Genomic DNA, 18936 nt, shown 5'->3' with positions numbered 1-18936 from the left:
GAAAATTGACGGAGCTTGCCAATGCGAACCGACGAACTCGCCGGAACCGCCCTCGATTACTGGTGCGCGCGCGCGTTGTGCGCGGATGACGAAGGCACGCTGTACTTCACGGCCATCGACCCGCGAGTGATTTTGACCAGCGCGTGCGACGCGTTGCGCCGCCTCGACGCGCATTTCGCGCCGTCGGCGTCGTGGGCCGATGCCGGTGCGGTGCTGGAACGCGTGGGCGACCTGCGCATCGCGCGGCGCGACGACGGTGTCGAATGCGACGCCTGCTTCATCGACGGCCCGTCGACCTGTGCGGCACGCGCGCCGGACGCGCGCACCGCGCTGCTGCGTGCGTTCGTGCGTGCGCGCTTCGGCGACGAGGTCGACGCTCCGCCGTCGTTCGCGCATCGGATCGAGCACGGGGCGGCGGTGCGCTATGACCCTGGGGTGCCGATTCCGGAAGCGGATGATGATGCGGCGACGGGAGACAGTTCGGATATTCGGTCGATTCCGCGCATGTGAGGGGTGTGTTGCGGGGGGTATCGGCTGCTTGCGGGGGGCGAAGTATCGCGACGATGCCACGCGTTTGTAAAACCGACAGCGCCCGGGGCGCGAGTTACCCGTAGTCGCGCAAAACCTCGTTCGTATAGAGGCGCGGCCCCAAATAGATGCGCCACGCAAAACTCAGCAACGCTAAGATACCGATCACAATCGTAAGCACCGTCTCAAAGGTGTCCCACCTCTCGTGGGGTGACATCAGGATCGTGAACGTCCACACGCCCATGCAGCCGACCAATTCGGTCCGCGGAAACAACGAATAGTCATAGGCGGATTTCCACGGTACGTCCACCGCCGGTTTATCCTTGACGACGACATTCAGCGCAGCGCCGTTCGGCCTCGGTAGTGCGACGAGTTGCGCGCCTTGACCAAAATGCGCCATCTTCGCCGCCAGCGCCTGAAGGAACCACCGTGCGACGGGTGCCTGCGGACCGACTGCCGAATCGAGCGCATGTTTCTCCACTTTCAGCTCGGTGTCCTTCACGGCTCCCAGTGTCGCGTGCAGCGCCAGCCCCTTGAGGCGTCCATACCAGAAATGACGGATCCGCTCATGCGGCACCTGTTCCGCCGCGAGCAGCAGTGCAAGCGCCTTGTCCACTTCGTCGGCATCCGCGACGATCTGGCGCAACAGCCACGCCTGGCATTTCAGTTGCGGTTTTTCCTGAATGAGCGCAGGGGAACCGAGCAGCAACGCGACTGCCGCCTCGGAAGTGTCCGGCTGAACCTCAGGCGCCGCGCAGTTGAGATGCCAGGCCAGCACCAACCGGTATTTGGGGCTCGTGGCGGGTGCGAATGAGTCCGCATACGCCGGGTCGGTGTCACCCTCGAACCAGGTGTCCGCGAATCCGGGATCCTTATCGTTGCTCAACCACCTGATGCGCGGTTTCCCCGGTAATTGCAGTTGCGCCCATACCGCCTGCACGTCCACATACGATTCGGCGTGTTCGCATTGCATCACGATGTCGAACGAGCCGCCGCGAATCGCGTGGGCCAGCCGCGCCGCCAGTGGCCTCAGCAGCCTTTCGATCACCACCCGCTCGCGGGGCACGCCATCGGCTCCTTCGATACCATCAAGCCGCATCACCTTGCCGGGATTTTCCGGCGGGCTGCCCTCGAGCTTCAACATGCGTTCCGCAAGATCCGGTTCCGGCGCAAGAATCACGCTGTCGAGAACGGCCACGCCCGACCGGACCTTTCGTTTCCATCGCGTGAGCAGATGCCAGCGCACTGTGTTCTTGACCGCCGCTTCAAACACACGACTGTCGTACATCGACGCATAGAGCACACAGCTGACCGCAATCCAGAGCACGAACGGAGCCACCAGTGCGGTTCGCAAGAAGTCGTCCGAGACAATCGGCTTTGCGTTTGGCGACGTCGCGACCGTGCCGGCCACGAACGCGAATTCGATCAGGAAAAACAGTGCGACATATAGCCAGACGGGAGGCGGTTCGCCCGCCGACCACTCGTCGCGAACAGGCGGTGCCCAGTGAAATTTCATCGCGCCTCCATCAAGAGCACGTTACGTTATTCAACAGTCCAGTCGCGCCGCGACGCGACCAATCGGGGCGGCGGCGTGCAGGCACACCGGCAGAGGTCGCCTTCCAGCGCATGCTGCTTGCCGCCGAGATCATCCGCTCGTGGGGTCAAGCCGTCAGATTCGATATGACCAACGGTGTTGCACGCCGGGCATCGAACCCTCGCACCCAGGTAGCTCAGCTTTCGGTCGTCGAGGCCGATGTCGTCCAGACCATCGAGCACGACGCCATTCGCAGTGGTCCGGTCATGCTGGAAGATGCAGGCGCGTTCGGTCATGTCACACGCCGATCCATTCCCAGTCGGCGTCATCGCCGGCACCTTTCACTGCTGGCATCGCGTGCCCGTACCGCAAGGTGACGATACCCGCCAGGTCGTAACGAGTGGAATTCCAGCCCTCGCGCATGCGCGGAAGCCACCGGCCACTACGCGGACATACCGCGCCCGATTTGCAGAACTGTCGAGTCTCTTCGACGATGTCGAACGAATACTGCTTGACCGGCGCTGGCGCGCTGCCTTCCCACTGCCACTGCACCGGACCGTCAAAACTGATGCCGTTACCGTCGTCCATCAGCATCTTCACGTTGTCGGCCGTAGCAACGTCTCCTGCCTTGAATGGCACGAGCTGGAGGCTTCGATGAGCGCTGGAGTTCGTGCGTACGGCTCGGTAAAGGCCGTCTTCCGCGAATGTCTCGCCGGGTTTCACCGGGAAATACGACAGGCGAGTCCGCTGGTATGCCTCCCACTGCTCGCGCTCTCGCGGGGTCGACGGATAGTCACGGTCAAAGGTAATACGGGTGGGTTTCTTGTAGTCCGAATGGAAATCGACACGCAGCAGGCTGGACTCGATTCCTGTGACCTTGATGTTCATGAAGGCGCCCGCATACAAATCGTAGGTACCAGCGGTGAACTTTCCAACTCGCGAACTTTTGATTTTCACAACTACGGCACTATGTGGCGCAAGGAGCACTTCGCCGTTGGGAAATTGAGCCGGATCAGCAAGTGGCTGACCGGCCAATGAAAAACCGACTTTCCCTCCCGCGCCAGTCTTTGAATCATATACCGCCAAAATATCCATATATTTTCCCATTTTTGTTTCCCACCCATCCGGCGTCTTGAACTGGATTGGGTAGTCGCCGCTGTTTTCAAATCTCAGAGACACCAGAAATCCGTCAACCACACGATCAATCGAAACAAGAGAGAGATCCAGCTTGACGAGTTTACGCCCATCCTGAATACCCACACTCCTCAACAGGTTCATCAAGTTGAATATTTTTGTTGCAATAGGACGACTAAAATCCCTGACGAAACCGCTCCGCGTCTGTCCGCCGCACCTTGCAGTATATAGATCTGGTGTTGTCACATCACTGTTTGGGTCATTGGGGGAACACAGCAGTTCCGCCATCTGTCTAGCTGATTCCAGATGTTCATTACTCAACTTCATCTCATATATGCCGACTCCATTGATATTCCTGCTTCCTTCTGAATCACCAATCTGAACCTGCAGTACGGTTCCGGACACCGACACCGAATTGTTTCCATAGATGTTGATGCTTCCATCAGCACCGCCATTTGTCGTGTAGCTGAATTGCATTGTTTGATTCTCCTGGCTCACAGTCTCCGCTTGGGCGACGTTCCCAAGTGCGAATGAGCAGAGCACCGCTCCGCACAAGTAAGGAATCCACGAACTACGCATCATAGCCAACCCTCCATAATTTATTGGTCGCAAGCGAAAACTGGCGTCGCACATATTCAAGATAATAAGGCTCGATACTTGCCGTACTTCGGCCCCGCTGCAAAGGGGAATTGGCACCGTCGCCCATAACATTGGCGACTGAATGGCCCTGCCAGAACCCAGTTCCTGCGTTCGCGTCAACAAGCGAAAAATCGATCTCCTCGTTCTTGATATACGATTCGTGTAGCCACCCGCCCTGACCGTAATATTCGTCCGGGAAATTGAAATAATGCCCACACTCATGCGCCTCAACATTTGCGTCCGGGTAGTCCTGTATTTTCTTTGATTCATCCTTCCATTTATGCTTCTCCCCCCAAGCCCCCGTATCCGCCCGAAGCACCTGCGGAAACAGCTTGAGCGTGACATGCGGCTTGAATCCGTTAATCGGAGCACCCTTGATCGACACGCGAAGATCGACCCTGAATTTGACTTTCACTCGACAGCCGCACGCTGCCCCCTTGGGGCACCCGTCCAGGATCAGCTTGTAGTTCCCCTGATTCAACACGGCCTCGATGCGGTTTATCAGTGCCATGACATCAAATCCCGGCCCGACCGCATCGCGATAATCCATTCTTACGCCGTCAACTGTGGAACCAGGCATCATCATCGAATGGTGCGAATACTCGTAAGGAATCGACGCTTGATCGTCCGGCACCGACGTATCACGCTCGCCTTTCAGATCGACCGGAAAAAGATCCATCGGAATCAGCAGGGCGCGAACCGTACAGGTAATCGCCTTGTCGTGTTCGCTATAGGAAAATTCGAAATGCGAGGCTCTCGAACCGCCGCCCCTATATTGAGCACCTGTCTTAGGGTCCCGCCAAGGTGTCCGGTCGTTCAGCACACCCCAATACGAAACGGATTCAATACGCCCCTTCACGTCGGCCTTCAGGTCCGATATTTTCCAATCGCAGGGCACCGCATTCGCCAGCTTGATCGGATCGGGCGTCACCAGGGTTTGCTTCTGATCATCCGGACTGTTCAGTGTGACCTTGGCTTTGGGGATGTCGGTATCCACGTTTGACGGCTTGCCATCAAACGGAGAAAAGGCAGACGCCCCCGGCGGCACGGCGCTGCCGGAAAGGCGCGAGAAAAAGTCGCCAAGCGGCGACGGCGCGACCCCGGCCGCATCAGGTACGGGCGCCACCGTTCCCGCGTTCTCCGGCGCGACCATCTCGGTCGCGGGCGCGTGCGGCGGCACGAACGCCGGATTGGTGCGCCAGACGTCGCAGCCCGTCGTATACGGCACAAACACCGGCGCGAATGCCGCGCCCCCCAGATCCATCTGCGCGGGCCCGGTCTTTTTCAGGCTGCTGGTCTTGAACAGCACGCCGCCTCGCGTACCCATCTCGATGCCCCCGGGCGTCATCCGGAAATACGAGCCGCCTACGTTCATCACGATTTCCTTCGGCGACTTGACGTGGAGCACACCGTTCACCGTCTCGACAGTCATGTCTTCCTGGGAGGCAAGCTGCATGCGCCCGCGCTGTGCCTGCACGACGACTGCGCCCGCTGCCGCAATCAGGCTCATGCCTTTTTGCGTGAACAGAGACACCATGTCGTGCGCGGCTACCGTAAAGCGCTTCCAGACACTCCAGCTCGCATCGCCCTTCGCGATGCTCATGATGTTTTCGCCAGCGACGACTTGCACGCTCTTGCCAGCCACCACGCCCGCCGATGCCGGCGCGGTCACCAGCACACCAGGCTGCTGAAGCTGGTCGAGCGCCTTGTTCGCCGCCCGCTGACTGTCGATATCGGCCGCTTCTGCCTTCGACGCCTGAGCCGAGGACGCGAGTGCTTTCGCCAGCGCCAACGCGTCCTCGAGCTGTGCAACGGCTTCCTGCATGTCGAGTTGCGTGCCGGACGCACCGTTTCGCGCATAGGCCGACACCATCACGCCACTACCGCCGCGCAGCGCGGCAGCCCCGTCCGACCTCAATTCGGCACCGCTGCCCCGCTCGCTCTGGCCGCGATCGACCATATGCCCAAGATTGAGTTGCGACTTGCCATGCTCCGTCGCAACCTTGATGTGCTCGCGCCCCTGCCGGTCGTCCATCTCCAGCGTGTTGTTCGAACGCGTGCGGAGGGTGTTCCGCGTGCCCCAAGGGACGCCCGCGACGATCGGGTCCGTGTGTTGGGCGGTATGCAGCACGTGGCTGATGAACGGCAAATCCACGCAGCCCCACAGGAAGCTCACGCCGACCACCGTTCCTTCAACGAGCCCGAAGTGAAAGCCGGTCTGGTTCGGCCCCGCGAACGGTTTCGCGAGCCTCATCGGGCAACTTTGCAGACCGGGCGTCCGCGTGTCGCGGTCCAGATGAAGATCAACGATGTATTTGCCCTGGCTATCGAGATAGGGATCTTTCTCGCCGCCGGACGACGCGACCGTCCCGGTGATGACTCCATCGATCCTCGGCCACGTTTCTTCCTTCAACGGCATCCGATACTGGCGATCAGATGGAATCGCGTCGAACGTCACGTGATAGCCCTTCTTCCGGCTCGCGCCGCACGTGATCCGCACGACAACGAGCCCGTGCTTTGCATCGGGCAATTCCCGGTTCGACAGTTTCAGCACGGAGCCGGGCGCGAGGTCCAGCATGTCGCACTCGCCGCGATACTCGACCTGGCCGGCCAGCGCTGCCTCGCGGCGCAGTTGCGCCTCTTCCCTCGCCTCGTCCTCGCTCCGATCCGGTGCTCCCCAGGTATACGCTTCACCATACGTCGTGCGGTCGTCGCGGACGGGACTGACCGCCTCGATCGGATCCGATATCGCCGTTTCCGTGTTGAACGTGCGTACCGCGTAGGCCGCCGGCAAGGTCTTCGCGTGCATTTCGAGCGCGCTGACCGACTCGATACCGCAAGCATCCAGTCCGCTGTGCGGCCGATACGCAACCGTCAGGCGCTCAGGATCGCGGCGGTAGTGCGCATAGTCGTCGCCGAAGCGCACCCGCTCGCACCGCTCGCCTTCGTCGCACACGAACCAGATACCGGAGCGCCGGCACAAGCGCGTAATGAACGCCAGATCGTCCTCGCCCCATTGCATCACGAAGCTGCGCTTGCGGTAGGTTCGATTCAACCTGAATTCGAAGGCGGCGAAGATCTTGTTGAACTCGTGCTCCCGCAGAATCATCTCGATGATCTCGGGAATGCTCATTTCGAGGAAGAACCGACACTTCGGCGCATTGCGCAACAGCGCCAGTCGCGACTCCAGCACGATTTCGTACAGCGACTGATCGCGGTTCGCAGCCTTCAACGCAAAGCCCGTCACGACGCCTTGCACGCGCCGCGCCTCGTCCGGCTGACTCCATCGGTCCTGCGGCGGCGGCTGAATCACGAACGCGCCCATCCGTTTCAGGAATTCGCTGCGCGACAGGTCGTGACGGGGATGCGTGAACCGGATCGTGTACTTCGTCGGCTCGCCGATGCCGCGTGTGCCTTCGAACTCGTACACGTCAGCGAGCGCGGCGGCCGGCGCTCCCTTGATATCGAGGCTGTAGAACTGGTGGATGTCGATGCCCGCGCGCGCGGGTGTATCGGAAATGGCCGTGCTCGCGGTCAAGGCGCCCCCGTCTGACTTTGTTGGAATATCGCGAGCGATCCTAACCGTCCTGGTGCCGGTGCGGCCATAGGACCAGTATGATTTTGCCGCGAGGGGCGACACGAACGTTTCATCGGGCCCGGATCTTGCACACCGGACTTCCAGGGACGCACGCCTCGTCCACCCCGTGTGCCGAGTTTTTCACCGATACCTCGACGTCATTGGCAAAAATTTCACGAGTCGGCCCCCCTCCTCGACCACGCGAATCCGCATAAAAGTGCCGAGATCGTGCACCGGGGATGCAAAAAACGATCGTCCTGAGCCGCCGCGACTCGCGCCGGCGCTTGCCGCACCTGACCCATCTCGGCAGGAACACGCATTGCGGCGAGCACACCTGTTGCCGATCCGGCCGCCGCCCGCACATGCTCCCCATGAACGCCACACCGCCCTTCGCGCCTCACATCTACTTCTGCGACGCCCGCCTCGTCGGCCCGCTCGACGCATGGCCCGACACGTTCCAGCACATCGCCGGCATGGGTTTCGACCACGTGCTGATCGGCGGCTTCTGGGCCGCCAGCGTCGCGGGTTTCCCGCGCCACGTCGCCGATTTCCATCGACCGGCCGCGACGTTCGCGACGCGCGCCGGCGCGCTCGAGACGTTCTCGCGGCTCGCCCAGCTCGCGCACGGCCACGGGCTGCGCGTGCTGCTCGAAGTGGTGCCGGACCGCATCGCGCGCGACAACCCGCTGCGCACCGAGCATCCGGACTGGTACGTCGAGCGGGCGCACGACGACGCGTTGATCGATCCGCGCAGCGCCGCCCATGAAATGGATATCGCGCATGCCCAGGTCGGCGAAGACGCCGCGCATGACGCGCTGTCCGCGTGGTGGTGCACGCACCTCGCCACGTTCGCGGACGCCGGTGCGTCGGGTTTCCTGCTCGACGCGCCGCATCGCCTGCCGGCCGCGTGGTGGCCCGGCTGGCGCGCGGCGCTGCGCCGCGCGCGCCCGGACGTCGCGGTGCTGGCCGGCGTACCCGGCCATGCGCGCGACGCGCTCGCCCAGCTCGAGGCGGCCGGCTTCGATGCGGTGTTCTCGTCGGTACGCTGGTGGGACCTGCACGCGCCGTGGTTCGTCGACGAACACCGGCTGCTACGGCGCATCGGCTCGCCGATCGCGTTTCCCGACGCAATCGACGGCCCGCGCCTCGCCGACAACTGGAATACAGCCCCGGACGAGACGGTCGCCCGCGCGTACCACCGCGCGTTGTGGACCTCCGCCGCGGTCGGCACCGGCTGGCTCGTGCCGATGGGCTTCGAGCGCGGCGTCGCGTTGCCGCTGATGGCGCGCGACGCGGACGCCGCACGCTACCGCGCCGCGCTGGACGACGCGCGCTTCGACCTGTCCGGCGCAATCGCCGACGCGAATGCATGGCGCCGCGCAACACCGCTCGCAGCCGAGCGCGGCGAAATCGCGCAACTGAGCGCACCGGGCGCGCGCGCGACGGCGCTGCTGCGCGGCATGGGCCCGTCGCTCGAATACGACGACACGGCACTGCTGATCGCGCTGAATCCCGATCTGGATTCGCCGACGCACGTCGATCCCGCGACGATCCTGCCCGGCGTGCCGGGCGGCTTCACGCATGTCTCGCCACCGGACGGCGCGCACCCGCACGCGCCGGTCGCGCTGCACGCCTTCACGCTCGAGCCCGGCGGCTATGCGCTGCTCGAAGCGCGGCGCGCGCCGCCCGCGCTCGCTCGCGCCGATGCCGCGGGCGAGCGCACCGCGCTGTCGGCCGCGCTCGCGGCCGACCGGATCGCGATCGAACGCGTCGAGCCGACGGTCGACGGCGGCCGCTTCGCGATCAAGCGCGTGATCGGCGAGACGCTGGTTGTGCACGCATCGATCTTCACGGACGGCCACGCGCATCTCGCGGCCGCGCTGCAATGGCGGGCGGACGACGAAGACACGTGGCGCGAAGTGCCGTTCGTCGCGGAGCCGAACGATCGCTGGCACGCGCGCGTCGCGCTCGACCGGATCGGCCGCCACGTGTTCCGCGTGATCGCATGGCGCGACGACTGGGCGTCGCTCGTCACCGACATCGCGAAGAAGCGCGCGGCCGGCCAGGACGTGACGCTGGAGGTACGCGAGGCGCAACTGCTGCTCGCGACCGCGTTGAAGCACGCCGATCCGGCCGATCGGCACGCGCTCAAGCGGATGGAACAGCTCACCGCCGATTTCAAGGACGCGTCGCCCGACGCGCGCCTCGCGCTGCTCGACGCGCCCGCGCTCGCCGACGCATACGCGGCGCTGCGCTACCGGCCGTTCGTCACGCACGACGACGCCGTCTACCCGGTCGAGGTCGAACGCCGCGCCGCGCGCTTCTCGAGCTGGTACGAGATGTTCCCGCGCTCGGCGAGCAACGACCCGCACCGGCACGGCACGTTCGACGACGTGATCGCGCAATTGCCGCGCATCCGCGACATGGGTTTCGACGTGCTGTATTTCCCACCGATCCATCCGATCGGCACGACCGCGCGCAAGGGCCGCAACAACACCCTGAAGGCCGGCCCCGACGACGTCGGCAGCCCGTATGCGATCGGCTCGTCCGAAGGCGGCCACACGGCCGTGCATCCGCAGCTCGGCACGCTCGCGTCGTTCCGCACGCTGGTCGATGCAGCGCATGCGCAAGGGCTCGAGATCGCGCTGGATTTCGCGATCCAGTGCTCGCCCGATCATCCGTGGCTCGCCGCGCATCCGGGCTGGTTCGCGTGGCGGCCCGACGGCTCGCTGCGCTATGCGGAGAATCCGCCGAAGCGCTACCAGGACATCGTGAACCCCGATTTCTACGCGCCGGATGCGCTGCCCGACCTGTGGCTCGCGCTGCGCGACGCGGTGCTGTTCTGGGTCGACGCCGGCGTGCGGATCTTCCGCGTCGACAATCCGCACACGAAGCCGCTGCCGTTCTGGGCCTGGATGATCGCGGACGTGCGCGGCAAGCATCCGGACGTCGTGTTCCTGTCGGAGGCGTTCACGCGGCCGGGGATGATGTACCGGCTCGCGAAGATCGGCTTCTCGCAGTCGTACACGTATTTCACGTGGCGCGAGACGAAGCGCGAATTCATCGACTACCTGACCGAGCTGACGGCCGGCCCCGCGCGCGAGTTCTTCCGGCCGAACTTCTTCGTGAACACGCCCGACATCAATCCGCGCCACCTGCAGAACGCCCCGCGCTCGCAGTTCGTGATCCGCGCGGCGCTGGCGGCCACGCTCGCCGGGTCATGGGGCCTGTACTCGGGCTTCGAGATCGGCGAATCGGCGCCGCTGCCCGACAGCGAGGAATACGCGGACGCGGAGAAATACGAGCTGCGCGTTCGCGACTGGCGCAAGGCCGCGCACATCGGCGCCGAAATCGCGCGGCTGAACCGCGCGCGGCGCGATCATCCGGCGCTGCAGACCCATCTCGGCCTCACCTTCGTCGATGCGGACAACGATCAGGTGCTGGTGTTCGTGAAGGCGACGCCCGCGCACGACAGCGTCGTCGCGGTCGCGATCAGCCTCGACCCGTGGCATCCGCAGGCCGCGAATTTCACGCTCGACGCGGCGCTGTGGCGCGGCTTCGGGCTCGTCGACGGCGAACCGCTCGACGTGCTCGAACAGGACGCCGCGCATGCCGAAACCTGGCGCGGGCATCGCCAGTACGTATCGCTCGACCCGCATGTGCGGCCGTACGCGATCTGGCGGCTCGCACCGTCTCCCGGCGCCGCGCGAGCGGAGGCGCCCGACCCGGCCGATGCCCGGGGCCATTCCGGAGCACACGGATGATGAAACGCGAAGATCCCCTCGACGACGTGCGTCGCGCGCAGTTCCCGTCCCTCGCACCGGCCGGCACGCCGCGCCGGCGCCGTTCGCGGCGCCGCGCGCCCGCGCTCTGCGCGGACGATCCGCTGTGGTACAAGGACGCGATCATCTACCAGGTGCACGTGAAGTCGTTCTACGACTCGAACAACGACGGGATCGGCGACTTCCCGGGCCTGATCATGAAGCTCGACTACATCGCCGAGCTCGGCGTCGACACGATCTGGCTGCTGCCGTTCTACCCGTCGCCGCGCCGCGACGACGGCTACGACATCGCCGACTACCGCGACGTGCATCCCGACTACGGCACGCTCGCCGACGTGCGGCGCTTCATTCGCGAAGCGCACGCGCGCGGCATCCGCGTGATCACCGAACTCGTGATCAACCACACGTCGGACCAGCATCCGTGGTTCCAGCGCGCGCGGCGCGCGAAGCCCGGCTCGATGCATCGCGACTACTACGTGTGGTCCGACACCGACACGAAATACGCGGGCACGCGGATCATCTTCCTCGATACCGAAACCTCCAACTGGACGCACGACCCGGTGGCCGGCCAGTACTACTGGCACCGCTTCTACTCGCACCAGCCGGACCTGAACTTCGACAACCCGGCCGTCGTGCGCGAGGTGATCCAGGTGATGCGCTTCTGGCTCGATCTCGGCATCGACGGGCTGCGGCTCGACGCGGTGCCGTACCTGGTCGAGCGCGAAGGCACCAACAACGAGAACCTGCCGGAAACGCATGCGATCCTGAAGCGGATCCGCGCGACGATCGACGCCGAGTATCCGAACCGGATGCTGCTCGCCGAAGCGAACCAGTGGCCGGAGGACGTGCAGGAATATTTCGGCGAAGAAAACGAATGCCACATGGCGTTCCACTTCCCGCTGATGCCGCGCATCTACATGTCGATCGCGAGCGAGGACCGCTTCCCTATCATCGACATCATGCGGCAGACACCGGCGCTCGCGCCGAGCAACCAGTGGGCCGTGTTCCTGCGCAACCACGACGAGCTGACGCTCGAGATGGTGACCGACTCGGAGCGCGACCTGCTGTGGCAGACCTATGCGAGCGACCGCCGGGCGCGGATCAACTTGGGGATCCGGCGCCGCCTCGCGCCGCTGATGGAGCGCGACCGGCGCCGCATCGAGCTGATCAACTCGCTGCTGCTGTCGATGCCCGGCACGCCGGTGATCTACTACGGCGACGAGCTCGGCATGGGCGACAACATCCACCTCGGCGACCGCGACGGCGTGCGTACGCCGATGCAATGGTCGTCCGACCGCAACGGCGGCTTCTCGCGCGCGGACCCGGAACTGCTGGTGCTGCCGCCCGTGATGGGCTCGCTGTACGGCTATGACGCGGTCAACGTCGAGGCGCAGACGCGCGACCCGCATTCGCTGCTGAACTGGACCCGCCGGATCCTGTCGACGCGCCGCGCGACGCAGTCGTTCGGCCGCGGCTCGATCCGCTTCCTGCGCCCGGAGAACCGCAAGGTGCTCGCGTACCTGCGCGAGCTCGAAGGCCACGAGACGGTGCTGTGCGTGGCGAACCTGTCGCGCGCGTCGCAGGCGGTCGAGCTCGACCTGTCCGAATTCGCGGGCCGCGTGCCGATCGAGATGACGTCGGACTCGCCGTTTCCGCCGATCGGGCAGCTCACGTACCTGCTCACCTTTCCGCCGTACGGGTTCCTGTGGTTCGTGCTGTCCGAGCACGGCCGCGAGCCGTCGTGGCGACAGCCGCACGCGGAGCCGCTGCCCGAATACGTGACGATCGTGATGCGGCGCGGCGACGCGCGGCCCGACGTCGGGCAACTGCACACGCTCGCGCACGATGCGCTCGCGTCGTGGCTCACGCGGCGACGCTGGTTCGCGTCGAAGGACCGCAAGATCGGCGACGCGTGGCTGAACGTCGTCACGCCGATGCCCGACGAACCGTTCCAGTACGCGGAGGCCTGGGTGTCCGCGAGCGACGGCCGCGTCGAGCGCTATGTCGTGCCGCTCGCCACCGCGTGGGGCGGCGAGACGTCGCATCCGCTGTTCACGCAGCTCGCGCTCGCCCGCGTGCGGCGCGGCCATACGGTCGGCTACCTGACCGACGCGTTCGCGCTGCCGGCGTTCGCGCGCGGGATGCTGCGCAAGCTGCGCGACGGCGCGACGGTGCCGACGTCCGACGGCGGCCGCCTCGACTTCCTGCCCGAACACGCGCTCGCCGGGCTCGATCCCGGTGACGAGGCGGAGGTGCGCTGGCTCGCGGCCGAGCAGAGCAACAGCTCGCTCGTGATCGGCGACGCGATCGTGCTGAAGCTCGTGCGCAAGGTCGCGCACGGCATCCATCCGGAAGCGGAGATGAGCCGACACCTGACGCGGATCGGCTACGCGAACACCGCGACGCTCGCCGGCGAAGTCGTGCACGTCGATCCGGACGGCACGCCGCATACGGTCGCGATCCTGCAGCGCTACGTCGACAACCAGGGCGACGCGTGGACGCGTTCGTTCGACTTCCTGCGGCGCGCGATCGACGAGCTCGCGCTGCCGGCCGCGGGCGACGGCGACGCGACCGATGTCGACGACGAACCCGATGCGCTGCTCGGCTACGCGGCGTTCGCGGGCATCATCGGCACGCGGCTCGGCCAGTTGCACGTCGCGCTCGCGCAACCGTCCGACGATCCCGCGTTCGCGCCTGAAGCCGCGACGTCCGAGCACGTCGACGGCTGGTGCGTGGATGCGATCGCATCGTTCGAGCGCGCGCTCGACGTGCTGCGCACGCAGCTCGACAAGCTCGATCCGGTCAACCGCGCGGCGGCGGACGTGCTGCTCGCGTCGCGCGACGCGGCCGTCCAGGCGATCGGCGAACTCGTGCCGCGCACGCTCGACGCGCAATGCACGCGCATTCACGGCGATTTCCATCTCGGCCAGGTGCTCGACGTGCAAGGCGACGCGCTGCTGATCGACTTCGAAGGCGAACCGGCGCGCCCGCTCGACCGGCGCCGCGCGAAATCGCATCCGCTGCGCGACGTGGCCGGCCTGCTGCGTTCGCTGTCGTACGTGAGCGCAACCGCGCAGTTTGCGATCGAGAAGGCGCCGCCGCAGACGGCCGGCCGCAAGCGTGCGCTGTTCGACCGCTTCGGGCAGGCCGCCGCCGACCGCTTCGTCGAATGCTATCGCGCGGCCGCCGATCAGGCGCCCGAGCGCTTCGTCGACCCGCGTTACGCGGACCGCCTGCTCGCGCTGTTCCTGATCGACAAGGCGTCGTACGAGCTGTGCTACGAAGCCGCGAACCGCCCCGACTGGCTCGGCGTGCCGGTTGGCGGCCTCGCCGCGCTGATCGAACGCCTGCTCGATACCGACCGCGCGCCCGACCACGGAGGCAACCGATGACCGACATGCTGTTCGACCGCTCCGACATCGACGCGCTGCTCGCCGGCCGCCATCCGGACCCGTTCGCGTGCCTCGGTCCGCACGCGGACGCCGGCCGGGTCGTCGTGCGCGCCCTGCTGCCCGGTGCACAGCGCGTGCGCGCGGTGACGCCCGACGGCGACGAACTCGGCGCGCTCGCGTGCGTCGACGACGCCGGCTGCTTCGCGGGGACGCTCGCGCACGACGGCCGCTACCGGCTGGCCATCGACTGGCCGGACACGCGCCAGATCACCGAGGACGCGTATGCGTTCGGCACGCTGCTCGACGACGCGGCGCTCGCGCGTTTCGCGGCCGGCGACCCGGCCGCCGTGCTCGACTGCCTGGGCGCGACGCCCACGTGCGTCGACGGCGTCGGCGGCGTGCGCTTCGCGGTGTGGGCGCCGAACGCGCAGCGCGTGTCGGTCGTCGGCGACTTCAACACCTGGGACGGCCGCCGGCACCCGATGCGGCTGCGCCGGCCGTGGGGCGTCTGGGAGCTGTTCGTGCCGGGCATCGGCGCCGGCGAACACTACAAGTACGAGCTGCGCGCGGCCGACGGACGCGTGCTGCCGCACAAGGCCGACCCCTGCGCGCGCGCGACCGAAGCGCCGCCGCGCACCGCATCCGTCGTCGCCGACACCGAGGCGCTCGACGCGTTCGCGTGGCACGACGACGGCTGGCTGCACGCGCGCCCGCCCGCGGAGCGCCGCTTTCGCGTGCCGTGGTCGATCTACGAGGTACATCCGGAATCGTGGCAACGCGTGCCCGAGGAGATGGACCGCAGCGCGACCTGGGACGAACTCGCCGAGCGGCTGATCCCGTACGTGCGCGGCATGGGCTTCACGCATGTCGAATTCATGCCGATTTCCGAATACCCGTTCGGCGGCTCGTGGGGCTACCAGCCGCTCGCGCAGTTCGCGCCTTCCGCGCGCTTCGGGCCGGTCGACGGCTTCGCGCGCTTCGTCGACCGCGCGCATGCGGCCGGCATCGGCGTGATCGTCGACTGGGTGCCCGCGCACTTCCCCAACGATCCACACGGCCTCGCGCAATTCGACGGCAGCGCGCTGTACGAGCACGCCGACCCGCGCGAAGGCATGCACCCGGACTGGAACACCTGCGTGTTCAACCTCGGGCGCAACGAGGTCAGTGCGTTCCTCGTCGCGTCGGCGCTCGCGTGGGCGCGCCGCTTTCACGTCGACGGCATCCGCGTCGACGCGGTCGCGTCGATGCTGTACCGCGACTATTCGCGCAACGAAGGCGAATGGGTGCCGAACATCCACGGCGGGCGCGAGAACCTCGAATCCGTCGCGTTCCTGCGCACGCTCAACGACACGCTGCACGGTGCGCTCGCGCCGCCCGGCGTCGTCACCTTCGCGGAGGAATCGACCGCGTGGCCGGGCGTCACGGCGTCGACCGGCGACGGTGGGCTCGGCTTCGACTTCAAATGGAACATGGGGTGGATGCACGATACGCTGTCGTATGTGCGCGAGGATCCGATCCATCGCCGCTATCACCACGACCGGATGACGTTCGGGCTCGTCTATGCGTTCTCCGAACGCTTCGTGCTGCCGCTGTCGCACGACGAGGTCGTGCACGGCAAGGGCTCGCTGGCCGTGAAGATGCCGGGCGACGCCTGGCAGCGGCTCGCGACGCTGCGCGCGTACTTCGGCTTCATGTGGGCGCATCCGGGCAAGAAACTGCTGTTCATGGGCAGCGAGTTCGCGCAATGGGCCGAGTTCGCGCACGATGCGACGCCGCACTGGGACCTGCTCGACGCCCCCGCGCATCGCGGCGTGCAGCGGCTCGTGCGCGACCTGAACCGCGCCTATGCAGCCGAACCGGCGCTGCACGCGCTCGATTGTCACGCGGCCGGCTTCTCGTGGCTGATCGGCGACGATCGCGACAACAGCGTGTTCGCGTTCGCGCGCCGCGACGATACCGGGCGCCTCGTCGTCGCGATCAGCAACTTCACGCCCGTGCCGCGCCCCGGCTATCGCGTCGGACTGCCCGCGCCCGGGCACTGGCGCGAACTGATGAACACCGATGCCGCCGTGTACGGCGGCACGAATGCCGGCAACGACGGCGCCGTCTGGACGGAGGAGGTGCCCTCGCACGGCGAGTCGTGGTCGGCCACCTTGCGCCTGCCGCCGCTCGCGACCCTCTGGCTGAGCCCGGCCTGACGCCCGGCGCCCTCGACACGGAGACAATCCCCCCATGCCGACCGCCCTGCCTTCCCGTCTCGAACCCGGCCGCAGCTATCCGCTCGGCGCCACGTGGGACGGCCTTGGCACCAACTTCGCGGTGTTTTCCGCGCATGCGCAGCGCATCCAGCTGTGCGTGTTCGACCCGACCGGCCGCAAGGAACTCGCGCGCCTCGACCTGCCCGAATGCACCGACGAGGTGTGGCACGGCTACCTGCCGAACGCGCATCCGGGCACCGTGTACGGCTTTCGTGCGGATGGCCCGTACCAGCCGCAGCACGGCCATCGCTTCAACCCGACCAAGCTGCTGCTCGACCCGTACGCGCGCAAGCTGGTCGGCCAGTTCCGCTGGTCCGACGCGCTGTTCGGCTATCGCGTGCATTCGAACCGCGCGGACTTGTCGATGGACCGCCGCGACTCGGCGCCCGCGATGCCGAAGGCCGTGGTCGTCGACGAGGCGTTCGACTGGCGCAACGACCGGCGCCCGGACGTGCCGTGGCGCAGCACCGTGATCTACGAGACGCACGTGCGCGGCGCGTCGATGCGCCGCGCCGGGCTGCGCGTGCCGGAGCGCGGCACGTTCGCGTCGCTGTCGCATCCGGCGTTCATCGATCACCTGCTGTCGATCGGCGTGACGACGATCGAACTGCTGCCGGTACATGCGTTCCTGCAGCAGCGGGCGCTGGTGAACCGCGGGCTGCGCAACTACTGGGGCTACGACACGGCCGCGTTCTTCGCGCCGGAACCGTCGTACCTGACGACGCGGCGGCTCGACGAAATGCGCATCGCGATCCGGCAGCTGCACGCGGCCGGCATCGAGGTCGTGCTCGACGTCGTCTACAACCACACGTGCGAAGGCAACGAGCTCGGCCCGACGCTGTCGTGGCGCGGCCTGGACAACGCGAGCTACTACCGGCTGCGGCAGGACGACCGGCGTTACCACGTCGACGAGACCGGCTGCGGCAACACGCTGAACCTGTCGCATCCGCGCGTCGTGCAGATGGTCATGGATTCGCTGCGCTACTGGGCCACCGCGTTCAACATCGACGGCTTTCGTTTCGATCTCGGCGTGACGCTCGGCCGCGAGGATCACGGCTTCGAGCCGGGCGCGGGTTTTTTCGACGCGTTGCGGCAGGATCCGGTGCTCGCACAGCGCAAGCTGATCACCGAACCGTGGGATCTCGGCCCCGGCGGCTATCAGCTGGGCCGTCATCCGCCCGGCTTCGCCGAATGGAACGACCGCTTTCGCGACACGGTGCGGCGCTTCTGGCGCGGCGATGCGGGCCAGCGCCCGGAGCTCGCCGCGCGGCTCGCGGGCTCGGCCGACCTGTTCAACCATCAAAGGCGCCGAACCTGGGCGTCGGTCAATTTCGTCACCGCGCACGACGGCTTCACGCTCGCCGATCTGGTGTCGTATGCGCACAAGCACAACGAGGCCAACGGCGAGGACGACCGCGACGGCCGCGACGACAACTGCAGCGCGAACTGGGGCGCTGAAGGCGCCACCGACGATGCGTCGATCCTCGACCTGCGCGCGCGTGTCGCGCGCTCGATGCTCGCGACGCTGTTTACCGCGCTCGGCACGCCGATGCTCGTCGCCGGCGACGAATTCGGCCGCACGCAGCACGGCAACAACAACGCGTATTGCCAGGATAACGAAATATCGTGGCTCGACTGGGACCTCGCGCACAGCGAGGCAGGCGTCCAGATGATCCGTTTCGTGTCGCGGCTCGCCGCGCTGCGGCGCATGTACCCGGTGATGTCCGCGCCGCGCTATCCGTCGGGCGACCGCGACGGCGCGCCGGGCATGCGCGAGATCGGCTGGTTCGACGAACACGGCCTCGAGCTGAGCGTGCCCGCGTGGGAAGACGGCGAGCGCCGCGCGCTGACGATGCGGCGCGTCGGCGCCGGCCGCACCGGGCGCACCGAGGCGTTGCTCGTGATGCTGAACGCGTCGGCCGGCACCATCAAGTTCAAGCCGCCCGCACCGGTGCTCGACTACCGCGTGCTGCTCGACACCGCGACGCCCGACTCCGGCCCGCGCTCGTGGCCGGAGGCCGGCCTCGACGTCGCCGCGCACACGGCCGTGATCGCGGTCGCGGCCGTGCCACCCGACCTGCCTTCGTGAGGA

The 18936-nt window shown here is 66.4% G+C and carries 9 protein-coding genes; 5 read left to right on the top strand and 4 right to left on the bottom strand.

Annotated elements, in window-relative coordinates:
• Positions 1 to 21: 21 nt before the first annotated feature.
• On the top strand, positions 22 to 510 hold the full coding sequence (locus ACVK00_RS25265; protein WP_284895987.1) for a phage protein NinX family protein: 489 nt from the start codon (positions 22 to 24) through the stop codon (positions 508 to 510).
• Between the two features lie 94 nt (positions 511 to 604).
• Here ACVK00_RS25265 and ACVK00_RS25260 read toward each other — a convergent pair whose 3' ends face one another.
• From ACVK00_RS25260 to ACVK00_RS25245, 4 genes are all read right to left on the bottom strand, one after another.
• The gene (locus ACVK00_RS25260; protein ID WP_284895989.1) at positions 605 to 2044 is read right to left on the bottom strand and encodes a hypothetical protein; all 1440 of its coding nucleotides are present in this window, start codon (positions 2042 to 2044) and stop codon (positions 605 to 607) included.
• 26 nt (positions 2045 to 2070) lie between these two features.
• Positions 2071 to 2358, bottom strand: coding sequence for a PAAR domain-containing protein (locus ACVK00_RS25255; protein WP_284895992.1), 288 nt, complete (start codon positions 2356 to 2358; stop codon positions 2071 to 2073).
• A 1-nt stretch (position 2359) separates the two neighbouring features.
• Positions 2360 to 3673: a hypothetical protein gene (locus tag ACVK00_RS25250; RefSeq protein ID WP_284895994.1), complete on the bottom strand. Its 1314-nt coding sequence runs from the start codon at positions 3671 to 3673 to the stop codon at positions 2360 to 2362.
• Between the two features lie 94 nt (positions 3674 to 3767).
• Entirely contained in the window at positions 3768 to 7373 is a 3606-nt protein-coding gene (locus ACVK00_RS25245; RefSeq protein ID WP_284895997.1) for a type VI secretion system Vgr family protein, read from the bottom strand.
• A 410-nt stretch (positions 7374 to 7783) separates the two neighbouring features.
• On the opposite strand from ACVK00_RS25245, the gene ACVK00_RS25240 reads away from it, so the two are divergent.
• From ACVK00_RS25240 to glgX, 4 genes are read left to right on the top strand one after another with little or no spacing between them, the layout of a single operon-like run.
• Positions 7784 to 11176: a maltotransferase domain-containing protein gene (locus tag ACVK00_RS25240; protein ID WP_284896000.1), complete on the top strand. Its 3393-nt coding sequence runs from the start codon at positions 7784 to 7786 to the stop codon at positions 11174 to 11176.
• Positions 11176 to 14586: a maltose alpha-D-glucosyltransferase gene (gene treS, locus ACVK00_RS25235; RefSeq protein ID WP_284896031.1), complete on the top strand. Its 3411-nt coding sequence runs from the start codon at positions 11176 to 11178 to the stop codon at positions 14584 to 14586. The genes ACVK00_RS25240 and treS overlap by 1 nt, the downstream gene beginning before the upstream one ends.
• Positions 14583 to 16784 carry a 1,4-alpha-glucan branching protein GlgB gene (gene glgB, locus ACVK00_RS25230; RefSeq protein WP_284896002.1) on the top strand — a complete coding sequence of 734 codons (2202 nt, stop codon included), beginning with the start codon at positions 14583 to 14585 and terminating at the stop codon, positions 16782 to 16784. The genes treS and glgB overlap by 4 nt, the downstream gene beginning before the upstream one ends.
• A gap of 34 nt (positions 16785 to 16818) precedes the next feature.
• Positions 16819 to 18933 carry a glycogen debranching protein GlgX gene (glgX, locus tag ACVK00_RS25225; protein WP_284896004.1) on the top strand — a complete coding sequence of 705 codons (2115 nt, stop codon included), beginning with the start codon at positions 16819 to 16821 and terminating at the stop codon, positions 18931 to 18933.
• Positions 18934 to 18936: the final 3 nt, after the last annotated feature.

The sequence above is a fragment of the Burkholderia sp. PvR073 genome (assembly GCF_054055695.1).
The sequence above is the reverse complement of the archived record's forward strand: the minus strand, read 5'-3'. Positions and strand labels throughout refer to the sequence as shown.

Bases quoted from the DNA above. Each gene is read 5' to 3' on its own strand.
- ACVK00_RS25265 (WP_284895987.1), top strand. From the start codon at position 22: ATGCGAACCGACGAACTCGCCGGAACCGCCCTCGATTACTGGTGCGCG.
- ACVK00_RS25260 (WP_284895989.1), bottom strand. From the start codon at position 2,044: ATGAAATTTCACTGGGCACCGCCTGTTCGCGACGAGTGGTCGGCGGGC.
- ACVK00_RS25255 (WP_284895992.1), bottom strand. From the start codon at position 2,358: ATGACCGAACGCGCCTGCATCTTCCAGCATGACCGGACCACTGCGAAT.
- ACVK00_RS25250 (WP_284895994.1), bottom strand. From the start codon at position 3,673: ATGCAATTCAGCTACACGACAAATGGCGGTGCTGATGGAAGCATCAAC.
- ACVK00_RS25240 (WP_284896000.1), top strand. From the start codon at position 7,784: ATGAACGCCACACCGCCCTTCGCGCCTCACATCTACTTCTGCGACGCC.
- treS (WP_284896031.1), top strand. From the start codon at position 11,176: ATGAAACGCGAAGATCCCCTCGACGACGTGCGTCGCGCGCAGTTCCCG.
- glgB (WP_284896002.1), top strand. From the start codon at position 14,583: ATGACCGACATGCTGTTCGACCGCTCCGACATCGACGCGCTGCTCGCC.
- glgX (WP_284896004.1), top strand. From the start codon at position 16,819: ATGCCGACCGCCCTGCCTTCCCGTCTCGAACCCGGCCGCAGCTATCCG.